Source organism: Pseudomonas sp. GW821-FHT10B02 (assembly GCF_059415665.1).
Genome location: NZ_JBWKNR010000018.1, coordinates 71,044 through 94,582 on the forward strand (window position 1 = coordinate 71,044; position 23,539 = coordinate 94,582).

Annotated in this window: 25 protein-coding genes and 1 pseudogene; 9 read left to right on the top strand and 17 right to left on the bottom strand. The window is 62.5% G+C overall.

All coding sequences use genetic code 11. The features are described 5' to 3' along the window. Positions 1–21 precede the first annotated feature (21 nt). From AC07OF_RS23730 to AC07OF_RS23745, 4 genes are all read right to left on the bottom strand, one after another. Positions 22–2,445 (bottom strand): TonB-dependent receptor, encoded by a 2,424-nt coding sequence (locus AC07OF_RS23730; RefSeq protein WP_157192949.1) that lies wholly within the window; start codon positions 2,443–2,445, stop codon positions 22–24. A gap of 99 nt (positions 2,446–2,544) precedes the next feature. Then, complete coding sequence (locus AC07OF_RS23735; RefSeq protein ID WP_476446865.1) at positions 2,545–3,006, bottom strand: MarR family winged helix-turn-helix transcriptional regulator; 462 nt, start codon at positions 3,004–3,006, stop codon at positions 2,545–2,547. 172 nt (positions 3,007–3,178) lie between these two features. After that, complete coding sequence (locus tag AC07OF_RS23740) at positions 3,179–3,619, bottom strand: Ohr family peroxiredoxin (protein WP_157192951.1); 441 nt, start codon at positions 3,617–3,619, stop codon at positions 3,179–3,181. A 202-nt stretch (positions 3,620–3,821) separates the two neighbouring features. After that, positions 3,822–4,331, bottom strand: a complete 510-nt coding sequence (locus tag AC07OF_RS23745; RefSeq protein ID WP_174446943.1) for a GNAT family N-acetyltransferase — start codon at positions 4,329–4,331, stop codon at positions 3,822–3,824. Between the two features lie 92 nt (positions 4,332–4,423). Between AC07OF_RS23745 and AC07OF_RS23750 the strand changes: the two genes are divergently transcribed. Together AC07OF_RS23750 and AC07OF_RS23755 are read left to right on the top strand one after the other, a co-directional pair. Beyond that, complete coding sequence (locus AC07OF_RS23750) at positions 4,424–5,134, top strand: methyltransferase family protein (RefSeq protein WP_476446863.1); 711 nt, start codon at positions 4,424–4,426, stop codon at positions 5,132–5,134. Positions 5,135–5,149: 15 nt separating this feature from the next. Then, positions 5,150–5,375 (top strand): annotated as a pseudogene (locus tag AC07OF_RS23755) (DUF1801 domain-containing protein); the annotation flags it as partial. Between the two features lie 113 nt (positions 5,376–5,488). Here AC07OF_RS23755 and AC07OF_RS23760 read toward each other — a convergent pair. The 5 genes from AC07OF_RS23760 to AC07OF_RS23780 all read right to left on the bottom strand — a co-directional run bounded on the left by AC07OF_RS23760 (position 5,489) and on the right by AC07OF_RS23780 (position 10,412). Further along, on the bottom strand, positions 5,489–6,664 hold the full coding sequence (locus AC07OF_RS23760) for a cystathionine gamma-synthase (protein WP_191831638.1): 1,176 nt from the start codon (positions 6,662–6,664) through the stop codon (positions 5,489–5,491). Next, complete coding sequence (locus AC07OF_RS23765) at positions 6,661–8,037, bottom strand: pyridoxal-phosphate dependent enzyme (protein WP_476446862.1); 1,377 nt, start codon at positions 8,035–8,037, stop codon at positions 6,661–6,663. The genes AC07OF_RS23760 and AC07OF_RS23765 overlap by 4 nt, the downstream gene beginning before the upstream one ends. A gap of 138 nt (positions 8,038–8,175) precedes the next feature. After that, a complete protein-coding gene (locus AC07OF_RS23770; RefSeq protein ID WP_495073555.1) occupies positions 8,176–8,535 on the bottom strand; it encodes a hydroxyisourate hydrolase in 360 nt (119 codons plus the stop codon). Continuing rightward, positions 8,532–9,041, bottom strand: coding sequence for a nucleoside deaminase (locus tag AC07OF_RS23775; protein ID WP_157192956.1), 510 nt, complete (start codon positions 9,039–9,041; stop codon positions 8,532–8,534). Before AC07OF_RS23775 ends, AC07OF_RS23770 begins: the two co-directional genes overlap by 4 nt. A gap of 33 nt (positions 9,042–9,074) precedes the next feature. Then, positions 9,075–10,412 carry a nucleobase:cation symporter-2 family protein gene (locus AC07OF_RS23780; protein WP_157192957.1) on the bottom strand — a complete coding sequence of 446 codons (1,338 nt, stop codon included), beginning with the start codon at positions 10,410–10,412 and terminating at the stop codon, positions 9,075–9,077. Between the two features lie 203 nt (positions 10,413–10,615). Here AC07OF_RS23780 and AC07OF_RS23785 point away from each other — a divergent pair, with 203 nt between their 5' ends. Further along, positions 10,616–11,530 carry a LysR family transcriptional regulator gene (locus AC07OF_RS23785; protein ID WP_157192958.1) on the top strand — a complete coding sequence of 305 codons (915 nt, stop codon included), beginning with the start codon at positions 10,616–10,618 and terminating at the stop codon, positions 11,528–11,530. Between the two features lie 40 nt (positions 11,531–11,570). Here the strand turns inward: AC07OF_RS23785 and AC07OF_RS23790 are convergent, their stop codons facing one another. The 3 genes from AC07OF_RS23790 to AC07OF_RS23800 all read right to left on the bottom strand — a co-directional run bounded on the left by AC07OF_RS23790 (position 11,571) and on the right by AC07OF_RS23800 (position 15,651). Beyond that, the gene (locus tag AC07OF_RS23790; RefSeq protein WP_495073556.1) at positions 11,571–14,084 is read right to left on the bottom strand and encodes a TonB-dependent siderophore receptor; all 2,514 of its coding nucleotides are present in this window, start codon (positions 14,082–14,084) and stop codon (positions 11,571–11,573) included. Positions 14,085–14,162: 78 nt separating this feature from the next. After that, positions 14,163–15,128 (bottom strand): FecR family protein, encoded by a 966-nt coding sequence (locus AC07OF_RS23795; RefSeq protein ID WP_495073557.1) that lies wholly within the window; start codon positions 15,126–15,128, stop codon positions 14,163–14,165. Between the two features lie 4 nt (positions 15,129–15,132). Further along, positions 15,133–15,651, bottom strand: a complete 519-nt coding sequence (locus AC07OF_RS23800; RefSeq protein ID WP_157192961.1) for a sigma-70 family RNA polymerase sigma factor — start codon at positions 15,649–15,651, stop codon at positions 15,133–15,135. A gap of 181 nt (positions 15,652–15,832) precedes the next feature. Here AC07OF_RS23800 and AC07OF_RS23805 point away from each other — a divergent pair, with 181 nt between their 5' ends. The 4 genes from AC07OF_RS23805 (at position 15,833) to AC07OF_RS23820 (ending at position 18,495) form a co-directional block, all read left to right on the top strand. After that, positions 15,833–16,162, top strand: a complete 330-nt coding sequence (locus AC07OF_RS23805; RefSeq protein ID WP_038611755.1) for a hypothetical protein — start codon at positions 15,833–15,835, stop codon at positions 16,160–16,162. Between the two features lie 51 nt (positions 16,163–16,213). Continuing rightward, the gene (locus tag AC07OF_RS23810) at positions 16,214–16,618 is read left to right on the top strand and encodes a GFA family protein (RefSeq protein ID WP_157192963.1); all 405 of its coding nucleotides are present in this window, start codon (positions 16,214–16,216) and stop codon (positions 16,616–16,618) included. A gap of 79 nt (positions 16,619–16,697) precedes the next feature. Beyond that, the gene (locus tag AC07OF_RS23815; RefSeq protein WP_038611758.1) at positions 16,698–17,030 is read left to right on the top strand and encodes a YegP family protein; all 333 of its coding nucleotides are present in this window, start codon (positions 16,698–16,700) and stop codon (positions 17,028–17,030) included. Positions 17,031–17,253: 223 nt separating this feature from the next. After that, a complete protein-coding gene (locus AC07OF_RS23820) occupies positions 17,254–18,495 on the top strand; it encodes a DUF1835 domain-containing protein (protein WP_495073558.1) in 1,242 nt (413 codons plus the stop codon). A gap of 5 nt (positions 18,496–18,500) precedes the next feature. Here the strand turns inward: AC07OF_RS23820 and AC07OF_RS23825 are convergent, their stop codons facing one another. The 5 genes from AC07OF_RS23825 to AC07OF_RS23845 form a co-directional block, all read right to left on the bottom strand. Next, positions 18,501–19,448, bottom strand: a complete 948-nt coding sequence (locus AC07OF_RS23825) for a DUF4880 domain-containing protein (protein ID WP_495073559.1) — start codon at positions 19,446–19,448, stop codon at positions 18,501–18,503. Further along, a complete protein-coding gene (locus AC07OF_RS23830; protein ID WP_495073560.1) occupies positions 19,445–19,954 on the bottom strand; it encodes a sigma-70 family RNA polymerase sigma factor in 510 nt (169 codons plus the stop codon). Before AC07OF_RS23830 ends, AC07OF_RS23825 begins: the two co-directional genes overlap by 4 nt. Positions 19,955–20,097: 143 nt before the next feature. After that, positions 20,098–20,433 (bottom strand): DUF2790 domain-containing protein, encoded by a 336-nt coding sequence (locus tag AC07OF_RS23835; protein WP_157192967.1) that lies wholly within the window; start codon positions 20,431–20,433, stop codon positions 20,098–20,100. Positions 20,434–20,509: 76 nt separating this feature from the next. Continuing rightward, positions 20,510–21,262, bottom strand: coding sequence for an anti-sigma factor family protein (locus AC07OF_RS23840; protein WP_495073561.1), 753 nt, complete (start codon positions 21,260–21,262; stop codon positions 20,510–20,512). Then, positions 21,259–21,768 (bottom strand): sigma-70 family RNA polymerase sigma factor, encoded by a 510-nt coding sequence (locus AC07OF_RS23845; RefSeq protein WP_157192969.1) that lies wholly within the window; start codon positions 21,766–21,768, stop codon positions 21,259–21,261. Before AC07OF_RS23845 ends, AC07OF_RS23840 begins: the two co-directional genes overlap by 4 nt. Before the next feature lie 132 nt (positions 21,769–21,900). Between AC07OF_RS23845 and AC07OF_RS23850 the strand changes: the two genes are divergently transcribed. Continuing rightward, positions 21,901–22,947, top strand: coding sequence for a catalase family peroxidase (locus tag AC07OF_RS23850; protein WP_157192970.1), 1,047 nt, complete (start codon positions 21,901–21,903; stop codon positions 22,945–22,947). Continuing rightward, a complete protein-coding gene (locus AC07OF_RS23855) occupies positions 22,944–23,498 on the top strand; it encodes a cytochrome b (RefSeq protein WP_157192971.1) in 555 nt (184 codons plus the stop codon). The genes AC07OF_RS23850 and AC07OF_RS23855 overlap by 4 nt, the downstream gene beginning before the upstream one ends. Positions 23,499–23,539 lie beyond the last annotated feature (41 nt).

Genomic DNA, 23,539 nt, shown 5'->3' on the forward strand with positions numbered 1-23,539 from the left:
TCGGCGGGGCTGAACCTGCGCTCAGAAACCCACACTCGCGGAGAGCAGGTAGGTCCTGGGGGTAGACAACGTCAGACCGGCTTCGCTGTCATCGGAGGCACCCGCCGAGGCCCAGTAGCGCTCATCCAGCAGGTTCTCGACACTGGCGCGCAGGGTGATGTCCTTGCCGTCGACCTTGAAGGCATAGCGGGCGCCGGCATCGAAGCGTTGCCAGCCGTCAATCTGCTTGCTGTTGGCCTGGTCCAGGTACTGCGAACTGGAATGAATGCCACGGGCCGTCAGGGTCAATCCCGAGAGGCTCGGCACGTCCCACTCGGCCCCCAGGTTGACGTTGTACTCGGGCGTTGCCGGGGCGCGGTTGCCGTCGAAGGTGCCGCCATTGGTGCCGGTCAGTTCACTGTCGATGTACATCACCCCACCCAGCAGGCGAAAGCCCTTGAGCGGTTCACCGAACACACTCAGCTCGACACCTTTGTTCTCGCGCTTGCCGTTGGGGCCGAAGACCCGGGTACTGGCATTGGTTTCGTAGGCCGGCTGACGGATCCGGAAGGCGCTGGCGGTCAGGGCAAGGTTGCCCAGATCATACTTGGCACCGACTTCCACCTGGCGGCTGATGAACGGCGGGAAGATCTGGTCTTCGTTGATCGCGGTCGAAGGCGCGATCTTGCCCTGGCTCAGGCCTTCCATGTAGTTGGCATAAAGAGACAGTTGATCAGTGACCTTGTACAGAATCCCGCCCGACGGCGAGACCTTCTCTTCGTCATAGGCCGTAGCGCCTTTGACGTTGTTGCTCCAGTCGTCGACCTGGACCCGCTGCCAGCGCGCGCCGAGGGTCAGCAGCACCCGGTCATCGAAGAACCCGAGGGTGTCGGCCAACGCTACGCCAGTGAAGCGGTTCTCGGTGTACACCTTGGCGTCCTGGCGTGTGGGGGTACCGGGCGTAGGCGTCGGTCGCGGGTCGTAGAGGTTGCTTGGCGCCGATGCATAGCGGGCACCGCCGTTCTCGAAATCCATATAGAAGTAGCTGGCGGCCAGGTTCACTTCGTGGCTCACCGGACCGGTATGGAACCAGTTGCGCAGGCCGGCGGTGGCGGTCTTGACGTTTTCATCGCGGGTGAAATCCCGCGGCTGGACGCTGAAGTCACCGGCATCGTTGGAGACCGGAACGTTGTGCCGAAGGAAGTCATGGTCGCTTTTGCGCGCGCCGACTGCCGCGTAGGCCATCAGCGAATCGCTGATGTCGTATTCGCCATTGAGGGTACCGAAGGTGTCGTTGGTACGGGCCTGGCTCCAGGCCTGGGCATAATTGCGCCGCACATCATCGGCATCCGGGACCTTGGCATTGGCGCCGACGATCACGCGCTCCTGCGGTGCATCGGTGTCGCGCTCGGTGTGGCCGAAATCCGCCGACAGCCGCAATCGCTCACCGCGAAAGTCCAGGCCCAACACGGCCATCTCACGCTCGACGCTCTGATGGTCCCACTCAGTGTCACCGCCCTGCTTGACGCCGTTGAAGCGCAGGCCGAACTGGTTCTGGTCACCGAACCGACGGCCAATGTCTACCGCCCCCCCTACCTGACTGTCTGACACGTAGCTGCCGGTGAACTCGGTGAGCGGCTTGTCAGCCGCGCGCTTGGCCACCACGTTGATGCCGCCGCCGACACTGCCTCGCGGCGAGATCCCGTTGATCAGCTGGCTGGGGCCCTTGATGATGTCGACGCGATCGGCCATTTCCATGTCGATCGAGTAGGTCGGCAGCACGCCGTACAGACCGTTGTAGGAAACATCGCTGTTAAACAGGCTGAAACCGCGGATGGTGAACTGCTCGAAGCGTCCGCCAGCCGGGTTGGTCGCCCGTACCGAAGGGTCGCTGGCGATCAGGTCGCCGAGGGTCCGCGCCTGCTGGTTCTGCACCGCCTCACTGGTGTAGGTGGTCATGCTGAACGGCGTTTCCATGAAGTCCCGCGAGCCCAGCAAACCCTGCGAGCCACGCCGGGCGACCTGCCCGCCGGCATAGCGCTCGCCGTCCAGGTCGCCCCCGGCGTGGCTGCCGAGGATGCTGGTCGGCGCGATTTCCAGGGCATCCGCCCCCGCTGGCAGCGGCACCAGGGTGTAGGCACCGGCACTGACCGGCTGCAGTTGCAGACCACTGCCCTGCAGCAACCGGGCGAAGCCTTCATCAATGCTGTAGTTACCCGACAGGCCGGCGCTGCGCCGGCCACTGACCAGGCCCGGCTCCACCGAAACGCTCACCCCGGCCTGGCCAGCAAAGCGGATCAAGGCCGAGCCGAGGTCGCCGGCCGGCACCTTGTAGCTGCGTTGCTCGCTGTCGGCCACGGCCATCTGCGGCGCCAACGGGCCGAAGCCGAGCATCAGGCTCAAGCACAAGGTGGAACAGGAAAACGAAGACGCCGGTGGCGTTCGGCGACGTGTCACTGCGGGCATTGTTGCGCTCTCTTGTGGATTCACTTGCCCTTGATGACAACCGAACGAAAGAAAGGGGACAGGCTTCAGGCAATTATTTTCAACGGCCTGGACTGCATGTCATTCCCTGTCCTTGAACGAGCGGATCAGGTTGTCGCGCAGCTTGACCACCGCTCGCTGAACCTGGGTGAACTCTTCTGCGGTGAGGCCGGTGGCTTCGAAAAGGTCGACGTCCGAGCCCTCGTCGCGCAGTTGCCGACCACTGGCCGTCAGCCGGATGCGCACCTGACGCTCATCCTCCGGGTCGCGCTGGCGTTGCACGTAGCCCATGGCTTCGAGTTTTTTCAGGATCGGCGTCAGGGTGTTGGATTCGAGAAACAGCTTTTCACCCAGGCTGCCGACGGTCTGGTCGTCCTGCTCCCAGAGCGCAACCAGGGTGATGTACTGGGTGTAGGTAAGGCCCAGTCGCTCAAGTTTCGGCTTGTAGGCTTTGCCGAAGGCGAGATTGCTCGAATAGACGGCAAAACACAGAAACTCCGAGAGTTTCAGGTCGGCAGGCATCGCAGTTTCGGTGGGTTTCATGGCTATCCCTTGTTGACCAGAGCAGAACGAGGAACGGCCAGGCGAGCGTATAAAACGTTCACCTGGCCTTTCCTGCTTTATACCCCATACGATTTAATCGCATGCGACTTAGCTGATAGTCCTTTCCCGGCGTTTCGATGTCAAGACAGCGGGTGCTTGGCCACCTGTCCTGTTACTCGGTGATCGCCTTCAAGGTTACCTCGATGTTGCCGCGGGTGGCCTTGGAGTATGGGCAAACCTGGTCGGCGGCATGCACCAGGGCATTGGCGACTTCAGGGTCCAGGCCTGGCAAGCGCGCAGTCAGTCGGGCCTGGAGGAAGTAGTCCTTGCCGGTCTGGCCGAGGTCGACTTCGATCTCGACCGCCAGACCTTCTGGCAATGCCACCTTCATTTCCTTGGCGACCAGTTCCACTGCCGCGATGTAGCAGGCCGACCATGCCCCGGAGAACAGTTGCTCGGCGGTCGGGTGCGGCGCAATGGCGTTGAACTCGTGGGCAGGCTTGCTGGCGCCCGGCGACGACAGCTGGATGTTCAGGCCACGTGCGGTGGTACCGGCGACACTAAGGGTGGTGTGGGTTTTACCGGTCAACAGGACTTTTTCGATCTTGCTCATGGGGGAGTTCCTCTGGATTTGCTTGAGTTATATCGTTAGCGATTTAATCGCATGCGATAGATCAATAATCAGGCCGGCACGTCTCGACGTCAACAGGGTTGGTATGGTGCTGCGACGGACGGTCTCATCGCGGGGCAAGCCCGCTCCCACAGGATTTTCTGCAGCCCTGTGGGAGCGGGCTTGCCCCGCGATAAGGCCCTGCTTAGTGCACCGCACGCGTGACCAGATAACTCAGCAGCTCAGGCTCATCATCCAGTTCAATGGTCCGCACCGGCCGCGGCAGGTTGTCCAGCACCGCGCGCCAGAACGCCTGGGCGGTTTCGTCCTGGTCATAGAAACGCACCAGCCAGTCACTCTCCCCGCTCATCAGCACCTGGCTGGCGATTGCGCGGCCGATGCCTTTGCGCCGGTAACGCTTGAGGATGAACAGGTCAGCCAGCTCCAGGGCATTAAGTGCCGCGAACTCGCTGCGCTCAATCAGCAGGAAACCGGCGATGAAGCCATCGACCAGGATCAGGTTGGCGCTCCACTGCGGCTCCTGCCAGTAGCGGATCAGGTGCTCTTCGTGGATGTAGAAGCGGCCGTCCACTTCCACATCCTCTTGCTCCCAGTCCGAAGACTCATAGGCATAGAACTGATACAGGTTGCGGATCAGCTCAGCCTGGTCGGGGCCGGTTTGCAGCAGTTCGACAGTGAAAGGGATCGAAGGCATGGGGATCTCGGTCAATAAACGGGTAGCGCGTTTTTCGCGGGCGCTATTGTTTACAAAAGCCGTGGCCAATGCCAGCAGCAGGAGGTGAACCCATGACCTATCGCGAACCCGCCCGCGACCCGGCCCCCATGTCGCGCCCCACGGCGATTGCCTATGCGATTGGCCTGCCGCTGGCCCTGCTGGTGCTGATCTTCCTGCCCGCCGGCAGCCTCACCTGGCGCCCCGGCTGGATATTCCTTGGCGTGCTGGTGCTGGCTTTTGCGGTGTCGGCGCTGGTGCTCGCCCGCGTCAATCCGGTGATCTATCGTGCGCGCAGCCGCTTCCAGGCCGGCACCAAAAGCTGGGATAAAGCGCTACTGGCGCTCATCCTGCCGGCAATGACTGCCGTCTTGCCCGTGGCAGCGCTCGATGCCGGGCGCTTTCATCACGCGCTGGTACCGGGCTGGCTGGTGCTGATGGGCTATGCTGCGGTACTGCTGGGCATCGCGGTGGCCGGATGGGCGCAGGCGGTCAATCCATTTTTCGAGCCCGGTGTGCGCATCCAGTCAGAGCGCCATCAACGGGTGATCGACAGCGGTCCGTATCGCTTTGTCCGCCACCCCGGATACACCGCCGCACTCTGGCTATTCTTCGGTATGGCGCTGGCACTGGGCTCATTCTGGGCGCTGCTACCTGCTGCATTGGCAGCGGCTTTTCTGATAGTGCGTACCGCCTGGGAAGATCAGTTGTTGCAGGCCGAACTGGACGGCTATGTTGAGTATGCCGGGCGGGTTCAATTCAAGCTGTTCCCCGGGATCTGGTGAAGGACGACATGCGCCATGAACAAATCCCGTAGCAGTGACCCGGCACACACGGCTGAATCCTCCGCCAGTGCTTTGATCGAGGCCAGAATTCGCGCTCAACGACTGGCGCGGGGCAACCCTTGCCCGGGTACGCAGACTCATCCACCAGGCCGACCCCGAGTTACTTGAGGAGTGGAAATGGCGCGGTGTTCCGGTGTGGTCCCACGCGGGCATTCTGTGCACCGGCGAGACCTGTAGGAGCGGATTCATCCGCGATGGGGCGCAACGCGGCCCTAAACAGGTGGGACTGCTATGCAGTCCATCGCGGCGGTCCAGCGTCCCGGTGAATCCGCTCCTACAAGCGTCATGAACCTGTCAGATGCGCGCCAGTGCCTGCGCCAAGTCCGCGCGCAAATCTTCGACGTCTTCCACCCCTACCGACAGGCGCACCAGTGCATCGCCGATCCCCAGCTGCGCGCGGGTTTCGGCGGGGATGCTGGCATGGGTCATGATCGCCGGGTGCTCGATCAGGCTTTCCACCCCGCCCAGGCTTTCGGCCAGGGCAAAGATGCGCACGCTTTCGAGAAAGCGCCGGGCGCCGGCCAGGTCGCTGTTGAGGTCCAGGGAAATCATCCCGCCGAAACCATGCATCTGCCGCCGTGCCAGACCGTGCTGGGGGTGCGAGACCAGCCCCGGATAATAGACCCGCGCCACCTGCGGCTGGCGTTCCAGCCAGTGTGCTAGCTCCAGGGCATTGCTGCAGTGGCGCTCCATGCGCAACGCCAGGGTCTTCACCCCGCGCAAGGTGAGAAAGGCGTCGAACGGCCCGGCAATCGCGCCCACCGCATTCTGCAAAAAGCCCAGGCGCTCGGCCAGTTCGGGATTGCCGACCACGGCGATCCCGCCAATCACGTCGGAGTGGCCGTTGAGGTACTTGGTGGTCGAGTGCAGGACTATATCGAAACCCAGCTCCAGCGGCCGCTGCACCCAGGGGCTGGCGAAGGTGTTGTCGGCGACACAGAGAATGCCGCGCTGGCGACAGATGTCGGCGACGGCGACCAGATCAGTCAGTCTGAGCAAGGGGTTGCTGGGGGTCTCAACCCAGACCATGCTCGTGTCGTCTTCCAATGCCGCCTCGAAAGCCTCCAGGTCGGTCAGGTCGACAAAGCTGAAGCGATGCCCGGCACTCTGCCGCCGAACCTTGTCGAACAGGCGGAACGTACCACCATAGAGATCATTGCCAGAAACGATGTGCGAGCCAGCGTCGAGCAACTCGAGGACATTGGCAATGGTCGCCAGCCCCGAGGCGAACGCGAAGGCCTGGGTACCGCCCTCAAGATCCGCCACGCAACGCTCCAAGGCCCAGCGCGTGGGATTGTGCGAGCGCCCGTAGTCCAGGCCTTTGTGCACGCCGGGGCTCTGCTGGGCGTAGGTGGAGTTGGCATAGATCGGCGGCATCAGGGCCCCGGTGGACGGGTCCGGGGTTTGCCCGGCGTGGATCACGCGGGTGGCGAAGGCGCGTGGCGCGGTGGTTTCGTCGTGCTGGCTCATGGCAAGGACCTGCGCAGGTGGTTGAGCATGTCGACACGGGTAATCAGGCCATAGAAGCCCGAGGCGTCGGCGATGATCGCCACCAACCCACGGTCGAGTTCCGCTTGCAGTGTAGTCAGGCTGGCACTCGGCGGCAGGGTTTGCAGCTTGTCGGTCATGGCGCTGGCAACCGGCAGACGAAAGTGCGTGGGGTCAGCGTGCATGCCGACGAGGATATCCGACTCGTCGATCACCCCGACCAGCCGCTGGCCGTCTTCAAGCACCGGTAATTGCGAGACATCGGCTAGGCGCATGCGCTGGAACGCAGTGAGCAAGGTGTCGCCGGGGCCGACGCTGATCACCCGGCCATCCTCGAAGCGCCGGGCAATGAGGTCGCGTAAATCGCCATAGTGCTTGAACTGCAGCAGGCCCTGGTCGGTCATCCACTGATCGTTGTAAACCTTCGACAGGTAGCGGGTGCCGGTGTCGCAGACAAAGCTGACCACCCGTTTCGCTTCGGTCTGTTCGCGGCAATAGCGCAGCGCCGCTGCCAGCAAGGTCCCGGTCGAGGAGCCACCAAGAATGCCTTCGGCACGCAGCAACTGGCGGGCATGATCGAAGCTGTCTTCATCGCTGATCGAGTAGGCCTGGCGCACGCTGGACAGATCGGCGATCGAGGGAATGAAATCCTCACCGATGCCCTCCACTGCCCAGGAACCGGGGGTGCCCAGGGCGCCGCTGCGGCTGTACTCGGCCACTACCGAGCCGACCGGATCGGCCAGCACCATGGCCAGGTCCGGCTGTACCCGGCGAAAGAAGCGGGTCAAGCCGGTCAAGGTACCGGCCGAGCCGACACCGACGACGATGGCATCCACATCATGGTGCATCTGCGCCCAGATCTCCGGCGCGGTGCTGCACTCGTGGGCCAGGGGGTTGGCCGGGTTATTGAACTGATCGGCGAAGAACGCCTCGGGGATCTCTGTGGTCAGCCGCGCTGCCACGTCCTGGTAATACTCCGGATGCCCCTTGCCGACATCGGAGCGAGTGATATGCACTTCAGCGCCCATCGCCTTGAGGTGCAGGACCTTTTCGGTAGACATCTTGTCCGGCACCACCAGCACTACCCGGTAGCCCTTGGCCCGGCCGACCAGCGCCAGCCCCAGACCGGTATTGCCCGCAGTGGCTTCAACGATGGTGCCACCGGGTCGCAGCCGGCCATCGCGCTCGGCCGCATCGATCATGGCCAGGCCGATGCGGTCCTTGATCGAACCGCCGGGGTTCTGCGATTCGAGCTTGAGAAACAAGGTACAGGGGCCGGTATCGAAGCGGCTGACGCGGACCAGGGGCGTGTTGCCGATCAGTTCGAGTACGGCTGGGCGGGAATCGTTGGACATAGGCTCACCTCGCAGCGGGACAGGGTGCGGGTTGAACAGCGGCCTATGGTCCAACCCGGGCGACGCTTCGTTTGGACCATAGGCCCGCTTGACGCCCACCGCAACCGTTCGCGGCCAGCCGGTAATGTACGCCGGCTGTCAGGCTCCACCGCGGAAACAGGAGACACCCCAGGCCGTCAGTTTGAACGGCAGGTGATAGTGCTGGCCGGGGTCGGCCAGCCCGAAGCGGTAAACCAACTCGTCAAGAAACGGCACCGCAGGCAGTACCATGCCTTTAGCCCGATAGAAATCGGCTACCTGCAGGCTGACTTCATATACGCCTGGGGTACAACGCTCGGCCTCGCCCTCCAGTTCCGCCAGCACACCGTTGCTGGCGATCCGCCCTTGGCAGATCAGCTCCCCCTGACCGCCGTCCAGGCGCACCAGGCGCACCTCCAGACCTTGCGCCACACAGCCGCTGGCAACATCGACAATATGAATGGAGATGCCTGCACTCATGACCAGAAGCCTTTGTGAGGTTCAGCCGCCTCTGCTTCAAGCATCGGCCCGAGAACACTGACCTGACGTTGCCCGCGTGCAAACACTTCGCGGCACGGTAGTGAGAAGGTCGGATTTTCCGGATGGTCGCCGGTCAACCCCAGCAGTGCATGTTCGGACAAGGCGTACACCACCCGGCCAATACCGGTCCAGTACACGGCTCCGGCGCACATGCAGCAGGGCTCGGCGCTGGTGTACAGGGTGCAGTCCGCCAGCGCCTCGGGACTCAGGCACTTGGCTGCCTGGGCCGCGGCAACCAGCTCGGCGTGCTGGGTCGGATCACCTTCGGGTGGCATCGAGTTGTTGCCGGCCTGGGCGATCACCTGACCATTACGGTCCGCCACCAGTGCGGCAAACGGATGGCGGCCGCGTTGCCGGGATTGCTCGGACAGCTCGATGGTGCGGCGCAGCAGTTCAAGGTCGAGCGCGCTGACACCGGCGGGGGTGAGGTTGGTAAAACTGGTCATGTGAAACTCCTTGGCAGTAGGTAAAGGAATACGTCAGTCAGCCAGCTCGGCGTCGCTAGAGAGTGCCTCGGTCGGCTGGTTTTCGTTGTTGAGGAGGATGTTGAGGACAATGGCGGTGATCGCCCCGAGGAAGATGCCGCTTTCAAGCACCAGCTTGAGCGCGCCATTGGCGTGTTCGAACAACGCCGGGAAGGACATCGGCAACACCCCGACACTGACCGATACCGCGACGATGATGCCGTTGCGCGTACCTTCGAAGCGGACCCGGGAAAGCTCCTGGATACCGGCCACCGTCGTCATACCGAACATGACGATCGCGCAGCCACCCAGCACCGGCGTCGGCACTGCGGCAATCAAGGCACCGAGTTTGGGAAACAGGCCCATCAACACCATGATCGCGCCAGCTGCGGCTACCACGAAGCGGCTCTTGATGTTGGAAAGCGCGATAAGGCCGGTGTTCTGAGTGAAGGCGTTGTAGGGGAAGCTGTTGAACAACCCGCCGAGCATGGTCGACAAACCGTCAGCACGAAAGGCATTGCCCAGGGTCTGCTGGCTGGTCGGTTTGCCGGTCAACTTACCGATGGCCAGGCAATTACCGGTGGTCTCGGCCATGATCACCAGCATCGCCAGGGTCATCACCAGAATCGGCATCAGCGAAAACTCAGGTACACCAAACGCCATCGGCGGACTCAGTTCGAACCAGGCCGCCTCCCCTACCCGGCTGAAGTTGGTCATGCCAAAGGCTGCGGCAATCAAGCTGCCCACGAACAGGCCGATGAGCACACTGAGGTTGCCGATAAAGCCGGAGAATCGCGCATAGATCAGCAACGTCACTGCCACCGTGGCCAAGCCCAGCAACAGGTTGGCGGGCTTGCCGAAATCATCCGCGCCCGGATTGCCCCCGCCCAACCAGATCGCCGCAGCAGGCATCAGCGAGATGCCGATAATGGTGATCAGGCTGCCAATCACCACCGGCGGAAAAAACCGCAGCAGACGGCTGAACACCGGCGCCAGGGCGATGGTAATTGCACCTGCGGCGATCACTGCACCAAAGATCTGGCTGAGGCCGAACTCTTTGCCAATCATGATCATCGGCGCCAGGGCAATGAACGAGCAGCCCTGGATCATCGGCAAGCGCGCGCCGAACTTCCAGAAACCCAGGGTCTGGATCAGCGTGGCAACACCGGAGGTCAGCAAGTTGGCATTGATCAGCATGACGATCTGCGCCGAGGTCAAACCCAGGGCGCTACCAAGAATCAAGGGGACCGCTACGGCGCCGGCATACATCACCAGTACGTGTTGCAGGCCGAAGGTGAACAACTGGCGCAATGGCAGGATTTCGTCCACCGGATGAACCCGTTTTATGCTCATGTCGCGTGTCTCCTGAAGGTGCAGCTTTTATTGTTGTTAAGGCTGGCCGGCACAGGAATGCTTGACCCGAGGCGATATTTACCCGCCCCAGACGATGAAACAAGTTAGTAACTATCGCTTTGATCGATGGATGAAACCTTGCGTAGCTGGCGTCGGCAGGCGAGGATTGGCCCGCCCCCTCATCCGCCCAAGGAGCCGTCACCTTGCGTTTCTCACTGGATCAGCTGTCGATGTTCGTCGAGGCGGTGAAAACCGGCTCGTTTTCCGCCGCCGGGCGCAAGCTGGGTAAAACCCAATCGACCATCAGCGCTGCCATTTCCAACCTGGAAACCGACCTGGGCGTGGAGCTGTTCGACCGTTCCAGCCGCAACCCGGTGCTCACCGCCAGTGGCCAGAAGATGCTGGTGCAAGCCGAGGCCGTACTGGAGCGCTGCCTGACCCTGGAGGCCCATGCCGATTGTTTGAGTGAAGTGATCGAGCCCAGCCTGACGCTGGCCATCGAAACGCCCTACGGCCCGCTTTTACCCGTGCTCAAAGCGTTCGAGCAGACGTTTCCCTATGTCGACCTGGTGATTCGCCACCCGGTGCATGGCGACGTCAGTGAATTGGTCGCCAAAGGCGAAGCGGTGCTGGGCGTAGCCTTTTCGCAGCCGGGTTATGTGCAGGAGTTGGCGTTCCAGCAGTTGGGCAAGCTGATCATGCTGCATGTGTGTCATCCACAGCATCCCTTGGCGCAAATTGCCAACCTGGGCTTTGACGACCTGCATGTTCATCGGCGTCTGGCCTTCAGCGCCCATGCCAGCAAGCTGCCCAGCAGCGAATACCTGCGCTCGACCCAGGTGTGGCAGGCCGAAAGCTACCTGGCGCTGCTGGAAATGGTCCGAGCCGGACTGGGCTGGGCCACGCTGCCGCGCCAGTTGATTCAGCGCGAACTGGCCAGCGGCGAACTGGTGGAGTTGCAGCTATCGGCCTATCCGTACACCGACTGGCAGGTGGGCGTCGACCTGCTCTGGTCCAGGCAACGACGCCTGGGCAAGGCCGAACGCTGGCTCAAGGAGCACTTGCAGGCCAACAAGGTGTTCGAGCTGGACCGCAAGGGGCAGACCACCACCTTGTGAAGATGAGGATCCACCCTGGTCCGGCGTGGGGCTGCCTTGATCAGTAAGTGCCGCGCAGGGTCAGCATGAAGTTGCGCGGGTCGCCATAGTAGTTGCCATAGGTCGAGGTGCCGACAGTCTGGTAGTACTTCTTGTCAAACAGGTTGTTGCCGTTGAGCGTGAGGTCCCAGTGCTCGTCCAGTTTGTAGTCCACCAATGCGCTCCAGGTGGCATAACCGCCCTGGCTGAAGTCGAACGGCACATCGCTCTGGGCCACGCTGCCATCGGCGTTGAAACGCGTGGCGGTGCCTGACACATAGGTTGCGCTCTGCACCTGCACGCCGCCGCCAACCTTGAAGTCCTGCAGCATGCCTGGCAAGCGGTAGGTGGTGTAGAGCTTGAACAGATGCTTGGGCATGACCGTGCTCAGCGGCGAGTCGGCACTGCGATTGCGGTTGAGGTTGAAGGTGTAGCCACCGATCAACGTCCAGTCCGGCATCAACTCCCCCGACGCTTCGATGTCTACCCCCTTGCTGACCACCTTGCCATTGCTCAGGTAGCAGCAGCTGCCGGCAAACAGGTTGCTGCTGTCGGTATAGCCTGGGTCCCTGACCGCTTCGTTTTCGCGGGTGGTGTAGTACAAGGCGATGTTGGTGTTCAGAGCGCCGTCGAACAATTCGCCTTTAAGGCCTGTCTCGTAGGTCTTGCCAGTCATCGGCTCAAGCGGGCTGCCCGGCTGTGGCCCGGAAAGTTTGTTGGACTGTGGCTTGTAGATTTCCGAGTAGCTGGCGTAAGCCGACCACTCATCGTTGAGGTCATAGACGATGCCACCGAAGGGCGTGACTTTGGTGCCGATACGTTGGTCGACATCGGATACCGGCGTCCACTGGGTACCACTGCGGGTCTGGTAGGTCTGGTTGAAGTGATAGCGCTGGGCCCGCGCGCCGAGGATCAGGTGCAATGGCTCGGCCAGCTGCAGACGCAGGCTGGAATACAGGCCGTACTGGCGCTGAGCGTTCGGGTTGTAGTCGCGGCTGTAATCGGTGTGATTGGCCGGTTCCTCCCATGGCGTGGAATCCGGGTCGAAGACATCCACCGGGCCACGGGCAGTTGCGTGCGGCGCGGTCCCCAACCAGCGGCTGTCGATGCGCTGATAGTCAGCCCCGAGCACCAGTTGGTGGTCCAGTCCAAAAGCCTGGAAGTTGCCGGCCAGGTTGACGTCGTACAGGTGCTGTTCGTTTTCCTGACGGCTCTGGGTGCCATACCAGACCACTCCGGTATGGGTATTGGGATCTACTGCATTGAGGGTAGTGGCGGTCTTGAACCAGGAGACGTCCCAGATATTGGTGTACGACAGGTTGAGTTTCCAGTCGTCATTGAAGCGGTGGTCGTACTTGGCAAAGTACTCGCGCGCGGTGGTGTCGGCGAACGCCCAGTTCTGGGTCAGGCCAGTGTGGCGCGGCAGCCCGAGGTCGGCACCGTTGCTGTAACGAGGCACCGAACTCTGCGTACCGTTTTCATGGGATTTGTTGTAACGCACGCCGAAAGTGAGCATGTCGTCGTCGCTCACGTCGGCTTCCATCACCCCGTAGACCAAGGGCTTTTCCGTGCTGCGCTTGTCGACGAAATACTGGCGATCGGTGTTGGCCACCACCAGCCGTCCACGCAGCCGCCCGTCCCAGCCCATGGGGCCGGTGATATCCAGCTCCTGCCGGTAGTTGTCCCAGCTGCCGGCGCTCAGGGTGAGCTTCAGCTGGTTGTAAGCCATCGGCCGTTTGCGCACCAGGTTGATGATGCCTCCCGGATCGCCCGAGCCACCGAACAAGGCGCCAGAGCCGCGCAGCACTTCAACGTGGTCGAACTCAGCGAGGTCGAAAATGTTCGAGGAGTAGAACGAGCCCATCGCGGTGCCCAGCGCCTGAGGGGCGGCGCCATCGATCTGCAGGTTCTGGATGGAGAAGCCGCGGGAGATGAAATCCTGGATACGGAATGTGGTGCTTTGGGTAATCACCCCTGGTGTGGCCTTCATCGCTTCGTTGATGTCGGTCAGTTGCTGATCTTCGATCAGCTGGCGGGTGATCACCGACACCGACTGCGGTGTCTCACGCAGGCTGGTCGGCGATTTCGAGCCGACACTGATCAGGCCCGGCGCGTAACTGCCAGTGTTCTCGGTGCTCTCGCCCATGCCTTGACCGGCAACGGTGGTCACACCCAGTTCCAGGGTCTGGCCGCTTTGCGCATCGACAATCGGCAGCAGCACATAACCACTGTCACTGTGGCTGATGCGGTAACCGCTACCGTCGAGCAAAGTGGCAAATCCATCCTCCACCGTGTAGTTGCCTACCAGGCCGTGGCTACTGCGCCCCGCCAGTTCATCAGCCTGAAATACCAGGGCGACACCCGCCTGTTGGGCGAAGCGGTTGAGGGTGCTGCTGAGCGATCCGGCCGGGATATCGTAGTGCTGCTGGGTCTGGGCCACGGCCAGTTGCGGCATGGCCACCGCAACGCCGGCACACGCCAGGTGGATACACAGCGCAAGGGGGCGCAAGGCCTGCGAGTCAGCAAATCGACGCATGGGAAAACGGCTCCTGTTTAATCATGTTGGCCTCTTGCTTGACGGGCCACGCTGACAATGCGGAACCAATAGGAATGATTATTTTTCAGAGGCAACACGTTCGATGCGCGTCCACAGCGGCGTGTACTGCTGCAAACGTATCGGCAGGGCCTGGGCCAGCAACTGCAACGCGCGGTCGGTGTCGTCCAGGGGCAGTACAGCGGAGACATTGAGGTCGGCCAGGGCAGCAGCATCGAACTGCAGATGCCCACGACGCTGACGCCCCAGCGCCTCAAGTACCTGCACCAGCGGCACCTGATCGACCACCAGTTGATGGCGCTGCCAGGCCTGTTCAAGGCTGGCCGGATCAATGTCGGGCAAACGCCCCACCGCATCGCGACGCGCCCAGGCGCGACCGCCACCTTGCACCTCCAGCGACTGGCTGCGGTCAGCGCTCTGCACCTGGACCACAGACTGCAACATGCTCAGTTCGCTCTGCCCTTCCCCGTGGCTGACGACAAAGCGTGTGCCCAGCGCCTTGAAACTGCCTTCTGTGGTGCTGACCACAAACGGCCTGGACTGCTCGTGAGCCACATCCACCAGCACCTGACCGCGGCGCAGTGCGATGCGCCGCTGAGCACCATCGAACTGCACATCGATAGCACTGTTGCCGTACAAGGTAATGCGTGAGCCGTCTTCCAGCGTGCGTGTCTGCCACTGGCCGGGGGACGTGTGCACGTCGGCGAAAAGGTCGTCGACGCGGTAACCGCTGAAGCTCAGGATCACGCCCAGGTTGGCCAGCAACACGGCAATGCCGAGCAGGTGCCGGGCCCGGTTCCGACGCTTGCCCGGTACCTGCAACGCGGCACGCACCGGCACGCGCTGCGAACGCAGACTGTGCAGTTGTGCGACCACGCTGCTGATACGCTCAAAGGTGGCCTGATGACGATGGTCGAGCTGACACCAGTGCTCAAAGGCCTGCCGCTCCTGCTCACTCAATTCGCCTTCGCTCAGCCGCAGCACCCACTCGGCGGCCTGGGCTTCGATGCTGTCCTCGCTGCTCATTGGCTCACACGTCCAGGGCCTGGTTGCAGTGCATCAATGCTTGCAGCAAGTATTTGCGCACCATCCGTTCGGAGACCTCCAGGCGTCGGGCGATCTGGACCTGGGTCTGTTCGTCCAGGTAATAATCGACGAAGGCCTGGCGCACCTTGTCGCTGAGGCCTTCGAGGACAAAGGCGATCTGCTCCAGGGCTTCAAGGGTGGTGAGGATCTGCTCCGGGGACTGGTGCCCCTCAAGCGCATCGACGGTCAGCGCCAGCTCACGCAGGTAGGCGTCCTCAATGTGCTGGCGGCGGGCCTTGTCGATGATCAACCGGCGTGCCGTAGTACTGAGAAAAGCCCGCGGCTCGCGGATACCGACCAGTGAATCGCGCGAACCGAGAATCCGCAGGAAGGTATCCTGGGCCGTGTCGGCGGCGTTCTGCGGGCAGCGCAGCTTGCGGCGCAGCCAACCGAACAGCCAGCCGTGGTGCTCGCTGTACAGTTCATGAATCGCTCGCTGGAAGGTCGGCTCGACGGCGGACATGAACACACCCGGTACATGTAAGTGAGAATTGTTCCGAATAGTATCCAGTCGGCTGTCCAGTCCGCAACCTTTGCTGCTGCCGCGCGCTGAAAGATAGACAGCAGATAAGGCAAACTGCTGGCCCCCCGCCACAACCTTCGTTGGCAAACTTGCTTTCCTTTCAACAGCTTAGGTTGACACTATGCGGGCTTATGGATTGACCCTTGCAACGTTTTTTCTCGCCACTTTTGCCCTTGGTGCACAGGCCAAAGCACTCGGCAAGAATGATCGCTATGTGTGCAGTTGGGGATCGGATATCGCCGCTGGCGCACAACAGTCCAAGCTGTCTGGCGTGACCTTGTACTCGGCACGCAAAAAGCTGCAGGTGCGCAAATTCCCCAAACCGTGGATGCGCATGACCGCCATGGGCATCACCGAGCAAACCTACAACAGCCAGTCGCGGCTCAAGCCGGCGGCGATCAAACAGACCTACTACGAGCAGTGTGTCCAGCATGCGGTCGCGCAGCGCTAGCGAATTGCCGGTGTATGATCTTCAGCCTTTTTGTCCTGGGCGCATCAACGGATGGATAGCACATCGACATACCACGGCAGCTGCCTGTGCAGCGCCGTCACTTTTCGCATTGACGGGCCAATCAAGGCCGTTAGCCATTGCCATTGCAGCCAATGCCGCAAGGCGCATGGTGCGGCCTTTGCCAGTTACGGCAGCGTGCCGGCTACACGCCTGACGGTCTGCGACCCTGAGCAGGCGATACGCGTGTTCAAGTCGTCGCCCAGTGTCAGTCGCAGCTTCTGTGCAACCTGTGGCACGAATCTGTTCTGGAGCGATGCGGCGGGCAAATTTGCCGATTGGGTCAGTATCGCGCTGGGGACACTGGACACTCCGTTCCAGCCTGTGCAGCAGAAGCATGTGCATGTGCAGTCAGGGTTGTCCTGGGTGGACGGCCCCCGCGATTGGACAAGCGCATAAAGCCCACCATACTGACTTGTCACTGCAAGCGAGCACGCAAGCAGCGCACCCAGGCTTATCTGCGTAATAAGGAGTTCCTATGGCAGGATGGTTTGAGTTGAGTAACAGCAGTGACGGCCAGTTCCGCTTCGTTCTCAAGGCGGGCAATGGCGAGGTCATTCTTACCAGTGAGTTGTACAAGGCCAAGGCCTCTGCCGAAAGTGGCATTGCCTCGGTCCAGGCCAACAGCGGCACGGATGAGCGCTACGAAAAGAAAGAGGCCAGCAATGGCAAATTTCACTTCAACCTCAAAGCCGCCAACCACCAGATCATCGGCAGCAGCCAGATGTATGCCACCGCGCAATCGCGTGATGCAGGCATTGCTTCAGTGAAAACCAACGGCAGCAGCAAGACGATCAAGGACAACACCTAATCGCAAGGCCCCTGTGCACGCCAACCGTGTGCACAGGGGGTTGTTGCTCTCGCATGACGAGCCGTGCCGACAATTGCCTTTTACCCTGAGTCAGGCCTATAGTCGCAGCCGGCGTCATCCACGCCCCCCGTCCGCGGAAAGGGCTGCGCCCAGGACAGCACTCCAGGAATTCTCACTACGACTCCCGGCCTGACAGCGGACAAGGCTCGCACAAGGAGTTCGTATGTCTGCTCGACTGTCGTCGCCGTCCCATGATGGGCGCATCAACCTTGAACAACAGCGCAAGCGCGCCAAGGAACTGCTCCAGCGCCTGCGCTCGGGTACGGCGCCTGAACAACTGGCGCAACTGCAATCCTCGCTCCTCACCCCACGTCTGGCCGATGCCCAATGGCTGATTGCCCGCGATCTGGGGTTTGCCAGCTGGCCCAAACTCAAGGCGCATATCGACGCCATCGACTTTGCCGCACGCCACCCTCAGTTCGTCGCCGACGATGAAGCTCGCACCCAGCATTGGCGCTGCGGTAACGACATCGGCCACAGCTTGCGCCTGGCGGGATTCACTGGCGCCTTTCACATGCTCACCGATCCACTGTGCATGGGCCCGGTACGCGACCTGCCGAGCGAGCAATATCAGGCGATGCGCATCGACTACATCAGCCAGGCCTACGCTCTTGACCGCGAGCAAGTGCAGCGCAAGATGCTCGATGAGTACAGTCATCTGCCGTTAATTGGCGATTGTCCGCGGGCCGTACTCTGGTGCGAAGCAGACGCCTACGATCAGCTGTTTCTGATTCGCCTGCTTTCGAGCCTGGAGCAGTTGCCACAGCGCCTGGAAGTGATCCAGATCGGCGACATGCCCGGTGTCCAGCGTTTCATCGGCATCGGCCAGCTGGCGCCGGATGTACTGGCCTGGCTGTGGCCGCAACGCCAGGCGGTCAGCAAACCGATGTTGCAGCTGGCGCAACAGGCCTGGGCGGCGTACTGCGCACCGTCACCCGAAGCCTGGGCGCAACTGGCACACCGCCAGGACCTGGCCCTGCCCTTGCTGGCGCGCGCCCTGTTACGGCAGTTGCAGGAGTTGCCGGGCCTGGGTGATGGGCTGTCGCTGAGCGAGCGCCTGTCACTACAGATTATTGGCGAGTTTGGCGAAGTCCCGTTCGGCCGGGTGTTTGCCGAACTGATGGCCAAGCGTGAGCCGCTGCCGTATCTGGGCGACATGATGTTTCATGCGTTGTTACGGCCGTTGATTGATTCGCCGACGCCATTGATTGCCGAAGCCCGGACCGACCTGGAATGGGTTAAACGGCCACTGACGCTGACGGCCTTGGGTGAACGGGTATTGGCGGGCCAGGCTTACTGGCTGGATCAGCAAGCGCCCGAGCGCTGGGTCGGCGGTGTGCGTCTGTTGGCCGGGCAAGGGCATTGGGCGCTGGACAAGAATCTCTGGCCGGTGTGGCGAGCATAGCTCGCTCACACAGACGCTTGCCGTGGAACCAGCGTGACCCAGTAACGGCTACGCGATTGCACGGTCAGCGGCAGGCTGGCCGCCAGCAAGGCAAGGATCCGGTCGGTGTCGTTCAACTGGAAAGTGCCGGTGACCTTCAGCGACTCCAGCCCCGGCTCCCAGCGCAGGATGCCCGGACGATAACGGGCGACTTCACCCAGGAACAGGCCCAAGGGCTGGTTGTTGACACTCAGCACACCGTCACGCCAGTCAGGCATATGCGGATCGAAGCGCCCCATGGCGCCGCTGCCATCGGCATACAGGGTCAGTTGATCGCCGTAATCCAGCGCCAGTTCCACACCCTGCACCGGTTGCACCCGCACTTTGCCGGAGAGCACCGAAATCCGGCAGTTGTCGGCGTCGCGGCGCAGACAGATCTGCGCTTGCCCCGTACTCACCCGGCCCAAACCGAAGTCGACATCAATCGGCTGCGCGCGATTGACGCTGAGGGCAATCTCGCCTGCGACCAGGGTCAATTGATGCTCAGCCATATCCAGATCCACCGCAGTGGCGGTGTTCAGCTGCAGCAGGCTGCCATCGACCAGACGCACACCGCGCCGCTCACCGACGGCAGTGCGCAAGTCTGCGCGCCACACCGCCAGCGGCAGCTGCTGGCTGAGTAACCAGCCACCTGGCACCAGCACGGTCAAGGCCAGGCCACGCTTGAGCAAGGTACGGCGATTGGTCTGTGGACGGTCCAGGCTGGCCATCGCCAACGCTGGCGGAACCGCCTGAAAGCGTTGACGCAGACCTTCGGCGCGTTGCCAGAGCTGTTCATGGCGCGGATCAGCCGCGCGCCAATGATCAAGCCGCTGCAAGTCCTCGGCACTTGCCCGCCCCGAGTCGAGCAACGCCAGCCAGGCTGCAGCAGTGCGGGCCAGCTGGCGCGCCTCGGGAGTGCTCGTACGGTTCATGGTTCGGCCAACAGGCAGTGCTCGTAGGCCTGGGCCATGTAGCGTTTTACCGTGCGTTCGCTGACCTGCAGGCGCTCGGCGATTTGTGCATAACCGAGACCTTCAAGCTGCGCCCAGAGAAACGCCCGCCGCACCTGGGGCGCCAGGCCATCGAGCAGTTCATCCAGGGCTTGCAGGGTTTCCAGCAGCAACCAGCGCTGCTCCGGTGACGGTGCCAGGGCCTCTGGCAAGTTGGCCAGTGCCTCAAGGTAAGCCTGTTCGAGACTGCGGCGTTTATAGAAGTTAACCAGCAGACGCTTGCCGACTGTCAACAGGTAGGCCCGTGGTTCCCGCAGTTCTTCAAGCACCTGAGGGCTGGCGAGCACGCGCAGGAAAGTATCCTGACTGAGGTCGGCAGCATCCCAGCGATTGCCCAGGCGCCGCTGCAACCAGCTTTCGAGCCAACTGCGGTGATCACGGTAAAGGCCGTGCAGCGTCTGCTCGGAAAGGATCACCGCTTCACTCATCTCGACGCACCTGCACGGGAAAAGAATCAAATGAGATTGATTCTAATTAATACCCATGCACAAACCAAGTGCCTTCATCGATTTCGCAGTCGGTATTCGCTGCGGTGGAGCAGCGACGCCCCCGCGCCGCTGCCGCAGGTGTATCAACGCGTGGCCTGAAACCGCGGGCACTGTCCTTCGAGCCGGTAACGCAGGGTTACCAGTTGCCCGGACGCATCTTCGTAGGTCATCAACATCGGCGCCGCTTCGCAGCCGCGGGCCATGGGGGTCTGTTCGATCAGCCGGGCGACATCGATCGATGTGCCGTAGCGGTAGTCCTGAACAGCCGGGACGGTTTTGCCGGTTCTTGCCGCATAGGCCTGCACTGCCTGCTCATGGGCAACCAGACGCGCATCCTTCACTTCTGGTGCCGAGGCCAGCGCGCTCTGGCCGGTCAGCAGCACCAGGGCTGCCACTACCAAACCTTGCTTGCGCTTCATTTCGCCTTACCTCACAGGTGATGGAACGAACTGCCGGGTCAAACAGTTCGAGCTTACGCCTGCTGGCAGCGACCGGCTACAAGGCGATATCCAGCGCCTTGCGCAGCTGGGTGCCACGGTTGTCGGCGGCGGCACTGATCAACGCATAGTTGTAGTCGCCACGCGACCAGTAACGGGCCTGCAACTGGCCATCGGTGCGCTCGCCACTGGGCATGCGGGTGAACTGTTCGCTCGGCGAACGCAGGAACAGGCTGATCCGCTGGCCCTGGGTATCTTCGAATACCAGCAAGGCGGCTGGCCCCTGTTCGTTGCTCAGCAAGCGTGCGCCCAGCGGGGTGAAACCATAGGCCGACAAGTCCGGCAGGTTGCCGACATGGCGGAAATGCTGGCCAAGCCAGGCCTGCAGACGCGCCGGATCACGCGCACTGAGGTCCAGAGCGCTGGCATCAGCGAACAGCCGATGGGCCTGCAGCGCATCGGCCATCGGCAGGTTGCTGGCCACCAGACTGCTCTCGCGCACCTGCCAGCCACCCAGGCCACCGATGCCCAGCGCCAGCAACAGCACCGCAGCGTTGGCCCAGTGCCGCTGCCGACGCCGACGCAGTTCACGCCGCACATGGGCCGGATCAAGCCGTGGGTTGGCGGCCTGCCCGGCATAGCCTGACAGGGCCGCGCGCAGTTGCCGGGCGTCCCGGCGCCAGCCGTCGACCTGGCGGGCCTGCTCGGGATTGGCGGCCAGGTACAGCTCTACCGCCCGCCGACGCTCCGGGTCCAGGCACTCGTCGACATAGGCGTGCAGCTCGTCTTCGGACGGGATCAACTGACTCATTTCAACCTCCGCAACACCGGGGACGCAGTAGTGCCCTCGGCCAGTTCGCGCAGCGCCACGCGCGCCCGCGACAAACGCGACATCACCGTGCCAATCGGCACCCCCAGGGCCTGGGCGGCCTCCTTGTAACTCAGGCCCTCGACACTGACCAGCAGCAACAAGGCACGTTGCTCGGTGGGCAAACGGGCAAAGGCAGCCAGGCCAGACTGGGCCAGGACGATGTCCTCGGTAGCGTTGCCGGCCTCCTCGCCGCGTCCGAACCAGGCCAGCCAGCGGGCATGGCGACGCTCGCGGCGTTTGCCGTCGATAAATTGCCGGTAGAGGATCGAGAACAGCCAGGCCCGCAAGCTGTCCTGCTCGCGCTGCTGGCCGCGGCGGCTGAGGGCACGCTCGACGGTGGCCTGGACCAGGTCGTCAGCGCTGCTCGCCTCGCGGGTCAGCCAGAGGGCGAAGCGGCGCAGGCGCTCGAGCATCTCGCGTAATTGGTCGTCATCGAGTTCGTTCATTGCCAGGGTCTTGGCCTGTAGGCGATCAGTGTACGAGGCAGACGCTGCTGAGAAAAAATTATTCCACGAGGTCAGGAATAAATTTTCGCCCCGAACGTCGTACCGACTCATTCACTGACCCGGATCGCCACCATGAGCACTCCGTTACACGGTCGTCCCCGCGCCTTGCGCCTGGCTGCAATCGGTCTCGGCCTGAGCGCCCTGGCCGCAGGTTTTGCCTATGCCGCCGGCTGGATCGGCAGCGAACGCCTGACCCCGAAACGCATCATCGACACCTTCGAAGCCCAGGCCGGACACTACCCCGGTTACCGTAAGAATCACGCCAAAGGCCTGTGTGTCAGTGGCTACTTCCTCAGCAGTAACCAGGCCGCATCGTTGTCCCGGGCGCGGGTGTTCAGCCAGCAACGGGTGCCGGTGATCGGCCGTTTCGCGATTGGTGGCAGCAACCCTTACAGCGCCGATACCAGCGTGCCGACCCGCAGCCTGGCGCTGCAGTTGAGCAGCGACGACGGCCAGGTCTGGCGCACCGGCATGAACACCCCACCGGTATTGGCGGTGAACACCCCTGAAGCCTTCTATCAGCAGGTGCTGGCGATGACCCCGGCCCCGGCGACCGGCAAACCGGACCCGGCGCGGGTCCAGGCGTTTTTCGCCGCCCACCCGGAAAGTGCTGCATTTCGCCAATGGGCCAAGGACTACAAAGCCCCGGACAGTTTTGCCAATTCCAGCTTCAACAGCATCAATGCCTTTGCCCTGGTCGATGACGCAGGCAATCGCCAGTATGTGCGCTGGAGCCTGTTACCACAGACGCCGTTCGCCGCTTTGCAGGGCCAGGTCGACGACCGTGACTACCTGCAACACGACCTGCAACAACGCCTGCGCCAAGGTCCCCTGCGCTGGACCCTGCGCCTGACCCTGGCACAAGCTGCTGATGCGGTCGACGACCCGAGCCAGCCCTGGCCCGCAGAGCGCCGCAGCGTCGATGCCGGCACCCTGGTGATCGAGCAGGTCGACGGCCCTGAACAAGGCGCCTGCCGCGACCTCAACTTCGACCCGCTGATTCTGCCCAGCGGCATCGAACCCTCCGCCGACCCGATCCTCGCCGCCCGTTCGGCCGCGTACGCCGAGTCCTTCAACCGCCGCAGCCGCGAAGCGGCGCAGTTGGGAGCACGACCATGAAAACCGTCCCTGTTGCCTTCCATCCCCTGGCGCGCCTGCTGCACTGGCTGATGGCGGTGCTGATCCTGGCCATGCTGTTCGTCGGCGTGAGCATGATCAGCGACCTGTCGCCGCGCCACACCTGGCTGCTCAGCCTGCACAAGGCGATTGGCCTGGCCTTGCTGTTGTTGGTGCTGGTGCGCATTGTTTTGCGCCTGACCGTGCCCCACCCGCCGCTGCCTGCTGACCTGCCGACGGTGCAGCGCCTGGCTGCCGGGGCTTCACACCTGCTTTTGTATGGACTGATGCTGGCCATGCCCTTGATTGGCTGGGGCATGCTGTCGGCCGGCGGCTACCCGTTGCCCTTGCACCTGCCGGCCCTGCTGCCTCATGACCTGCAGTTGTACGCAGTGCTACGCCAGGCCCATGGCTGGCTGGCCTACGTGCTGTTCGCGACCGTGCTGGTGCACCTGGGCGCGGCATTGGTGCATGGCCTGGTACGGCGCGACGGAGTATTGCGCAGCATGTCGCCGGCCCCCTTGCGCAACCGCCAGGCCAACGATCAGGACTAACGATTCTTATTATCAAGGGATGCTGTCAGCGAGCCATTTGC

Bases quoted from the DNA above. Each gene is read 5' to 3' on its own strand.
- AC07OF_RS23730 (WP_157192949.1), bottom strand. From the start codon at position 2,445: ATGCCCGCAGTGACACGTCGCCGAACGCCACCGGCGTCTTCGTTTTCC.
- AC07OF_RS23735 (WP_476446865.1), bottom strand. From the start codon at position 3,006: ATGAAACCCACCGAAACTGCGATGCCTGCCGACCTGAAACTCTCGGAG.
- AC07OF_RS23740 (WP_157192951.1), bottom strand. From the start codon at position 3,619: ATGAGCAAGATCGAAAAAGTCCTGTTGACCGGTAAAACCCACACCACC.
- AC07OF_RS23745 (WP_174446943.1), bottom strand. From the start codon at position 4,331: ATGCCTTCGATCCCTTTCACTGTCGAACTGCTGCAAACCGGCCCCGAC.
- AC07OF_RS23750 (WP_476446863.1), top strand. From the start codon at position 4,424: ATGACCTATCGCGAACCCGCCCGCGACCCGGCCCCCATGTCGCGCCCC.
- AC07OF_RS23760 (WP_191831638.1), bottom strand. From the start codon at position 6,664: ATGAGCCAGCACGACGAAACCACCGCGCCACGCGCCTTCGCCACCCGC.
- AC07OF_RS23765 (WP_476446862.1), bottom strand. From the start codon at position 8,037: ATGTCCAACGATTCCCGCCCAGCCGTACTCGAACTGATCGGCAACACG.
- AC07OF_RS23770 (WP_495073555.1), bottom strand. From the start codon at position 8,535: ATGAGTGCAGGCATCTCCATTCATATTGTCGATGTTGCCAGCGGCTGT.
- AC07OF_RS23775 (WP_157192956.1), bottom strand. From the start codon at position 9,041: ATGACCAGTTTTACCAACCTCACCCCCGCCGGTGTCAGCGCGCTCGAC.
- AC07OF_RS23780 (WP_157192957.1), bottom strand. From the start codon at position 10,412: ATGAGCATAAAACGGGTTCATCCGGTGGACGAAATCCTGCCATTGCGC.
- AC07OF_RS23790 (WP_495073556.1), bottom strand. From the start codon at position 14,084: ATGCGTCGATTTGCTGACTCGCAGGCCTTGCGCCCCCTTGCGCTGTGT.
- AC07OF_RS23795 (WP_495073557.1), bottom strand. From the start codon at position 15,128: ATGAGCAGCGAGGACAGCATCGAAGCCCAGGCCGCCGAGTGGGTGCTG.
- AC07OF_RS23800 (WP_157192961.1), bottom strand. From the start codon at position 15,651: ATGTCCGCCGTCGAGCCGACCTTCCAGCGAGCGATTCATGAACTGTAC.
- AC07OF_RS23805 (WP_038611755.1), top strand. From the start codon at position 15,833: ATGCGGGCTTATGGATTGACCCTTGCAACGTTTTTTCTCGCCACTTTT.
- AC07OF_RS23810 (WP_157192963.1), top strand. From the start codon at position 16,214: ATGGATAGCACATCGACATACCACGGCAGCTGCCTGTGCAGCGCCGTC.
- AC07OF_RS23815 (WP_038611758.1), top strand. From the start codon at position 16,698: ATGGCAGGATGGTTTGAGTTGAGTAACAGCAGTGACGGCCAGTTCCGC.
- AC07OF_RS23820 (WP_495073558.1), top strand. From the start codon at position 17,254: ATGTCTGCTCGACTGTCGTCGCCGTCCCATGATGGGCGCATCAACCTT.
- AC07OF_RS23825 (WP_495073559.1), bottom strand. From the start codon at position 19,448: ATGAACCGTACGAGCACTCCCGAGGCGCGCCAGCTGGCCCGCACTGCT.
- AC07OF_RS23830 (WP_495073560.1), bottom strand. From the start codon at position 19,954: ATGAGTGAAGCGGTGATCCTTTCCGAGCAGACGCTGCACGGCCTTTAC.
- AC07OF_RS23835 (WP_157192967.1), bottom strand. From the start codon at position 20,433: ATGAAGCGCAAGCAAGGTTTGGTAGTGGCAGCCCTGGTGCTGCTGACC.
- AC07OF_RS23840 (WP_495073561.1), bottom strand. From the start codon at position 21,262: ATGAGTCAGTTGATCCCGTCCGAAGACGAGCTGCACGCCTATGTCGAC.
- AC07OF_RS23845 (WP_157192969.1), bottom strand. From the start codon at position 21,768: ATGAACGAACTCGATGACGACCAATTACGCGAGATGCTCGAGCGCCTG.
- AC07OF_RS23850 (WP_157192970.1), top strand. From the start codon at position 21,901: ATGAGCACTCCGTTACACGGTCGTCCCCGCGCCTTGCGCCTGGCTGCA.
- AC07OF_RS23855 (WP_157192971.1), top strand. From the start codon at position 22,944: ATGAAAACCGTCCCTGTTGCCTTCCATCCCCTGGCGCGCCTGCTGCAC.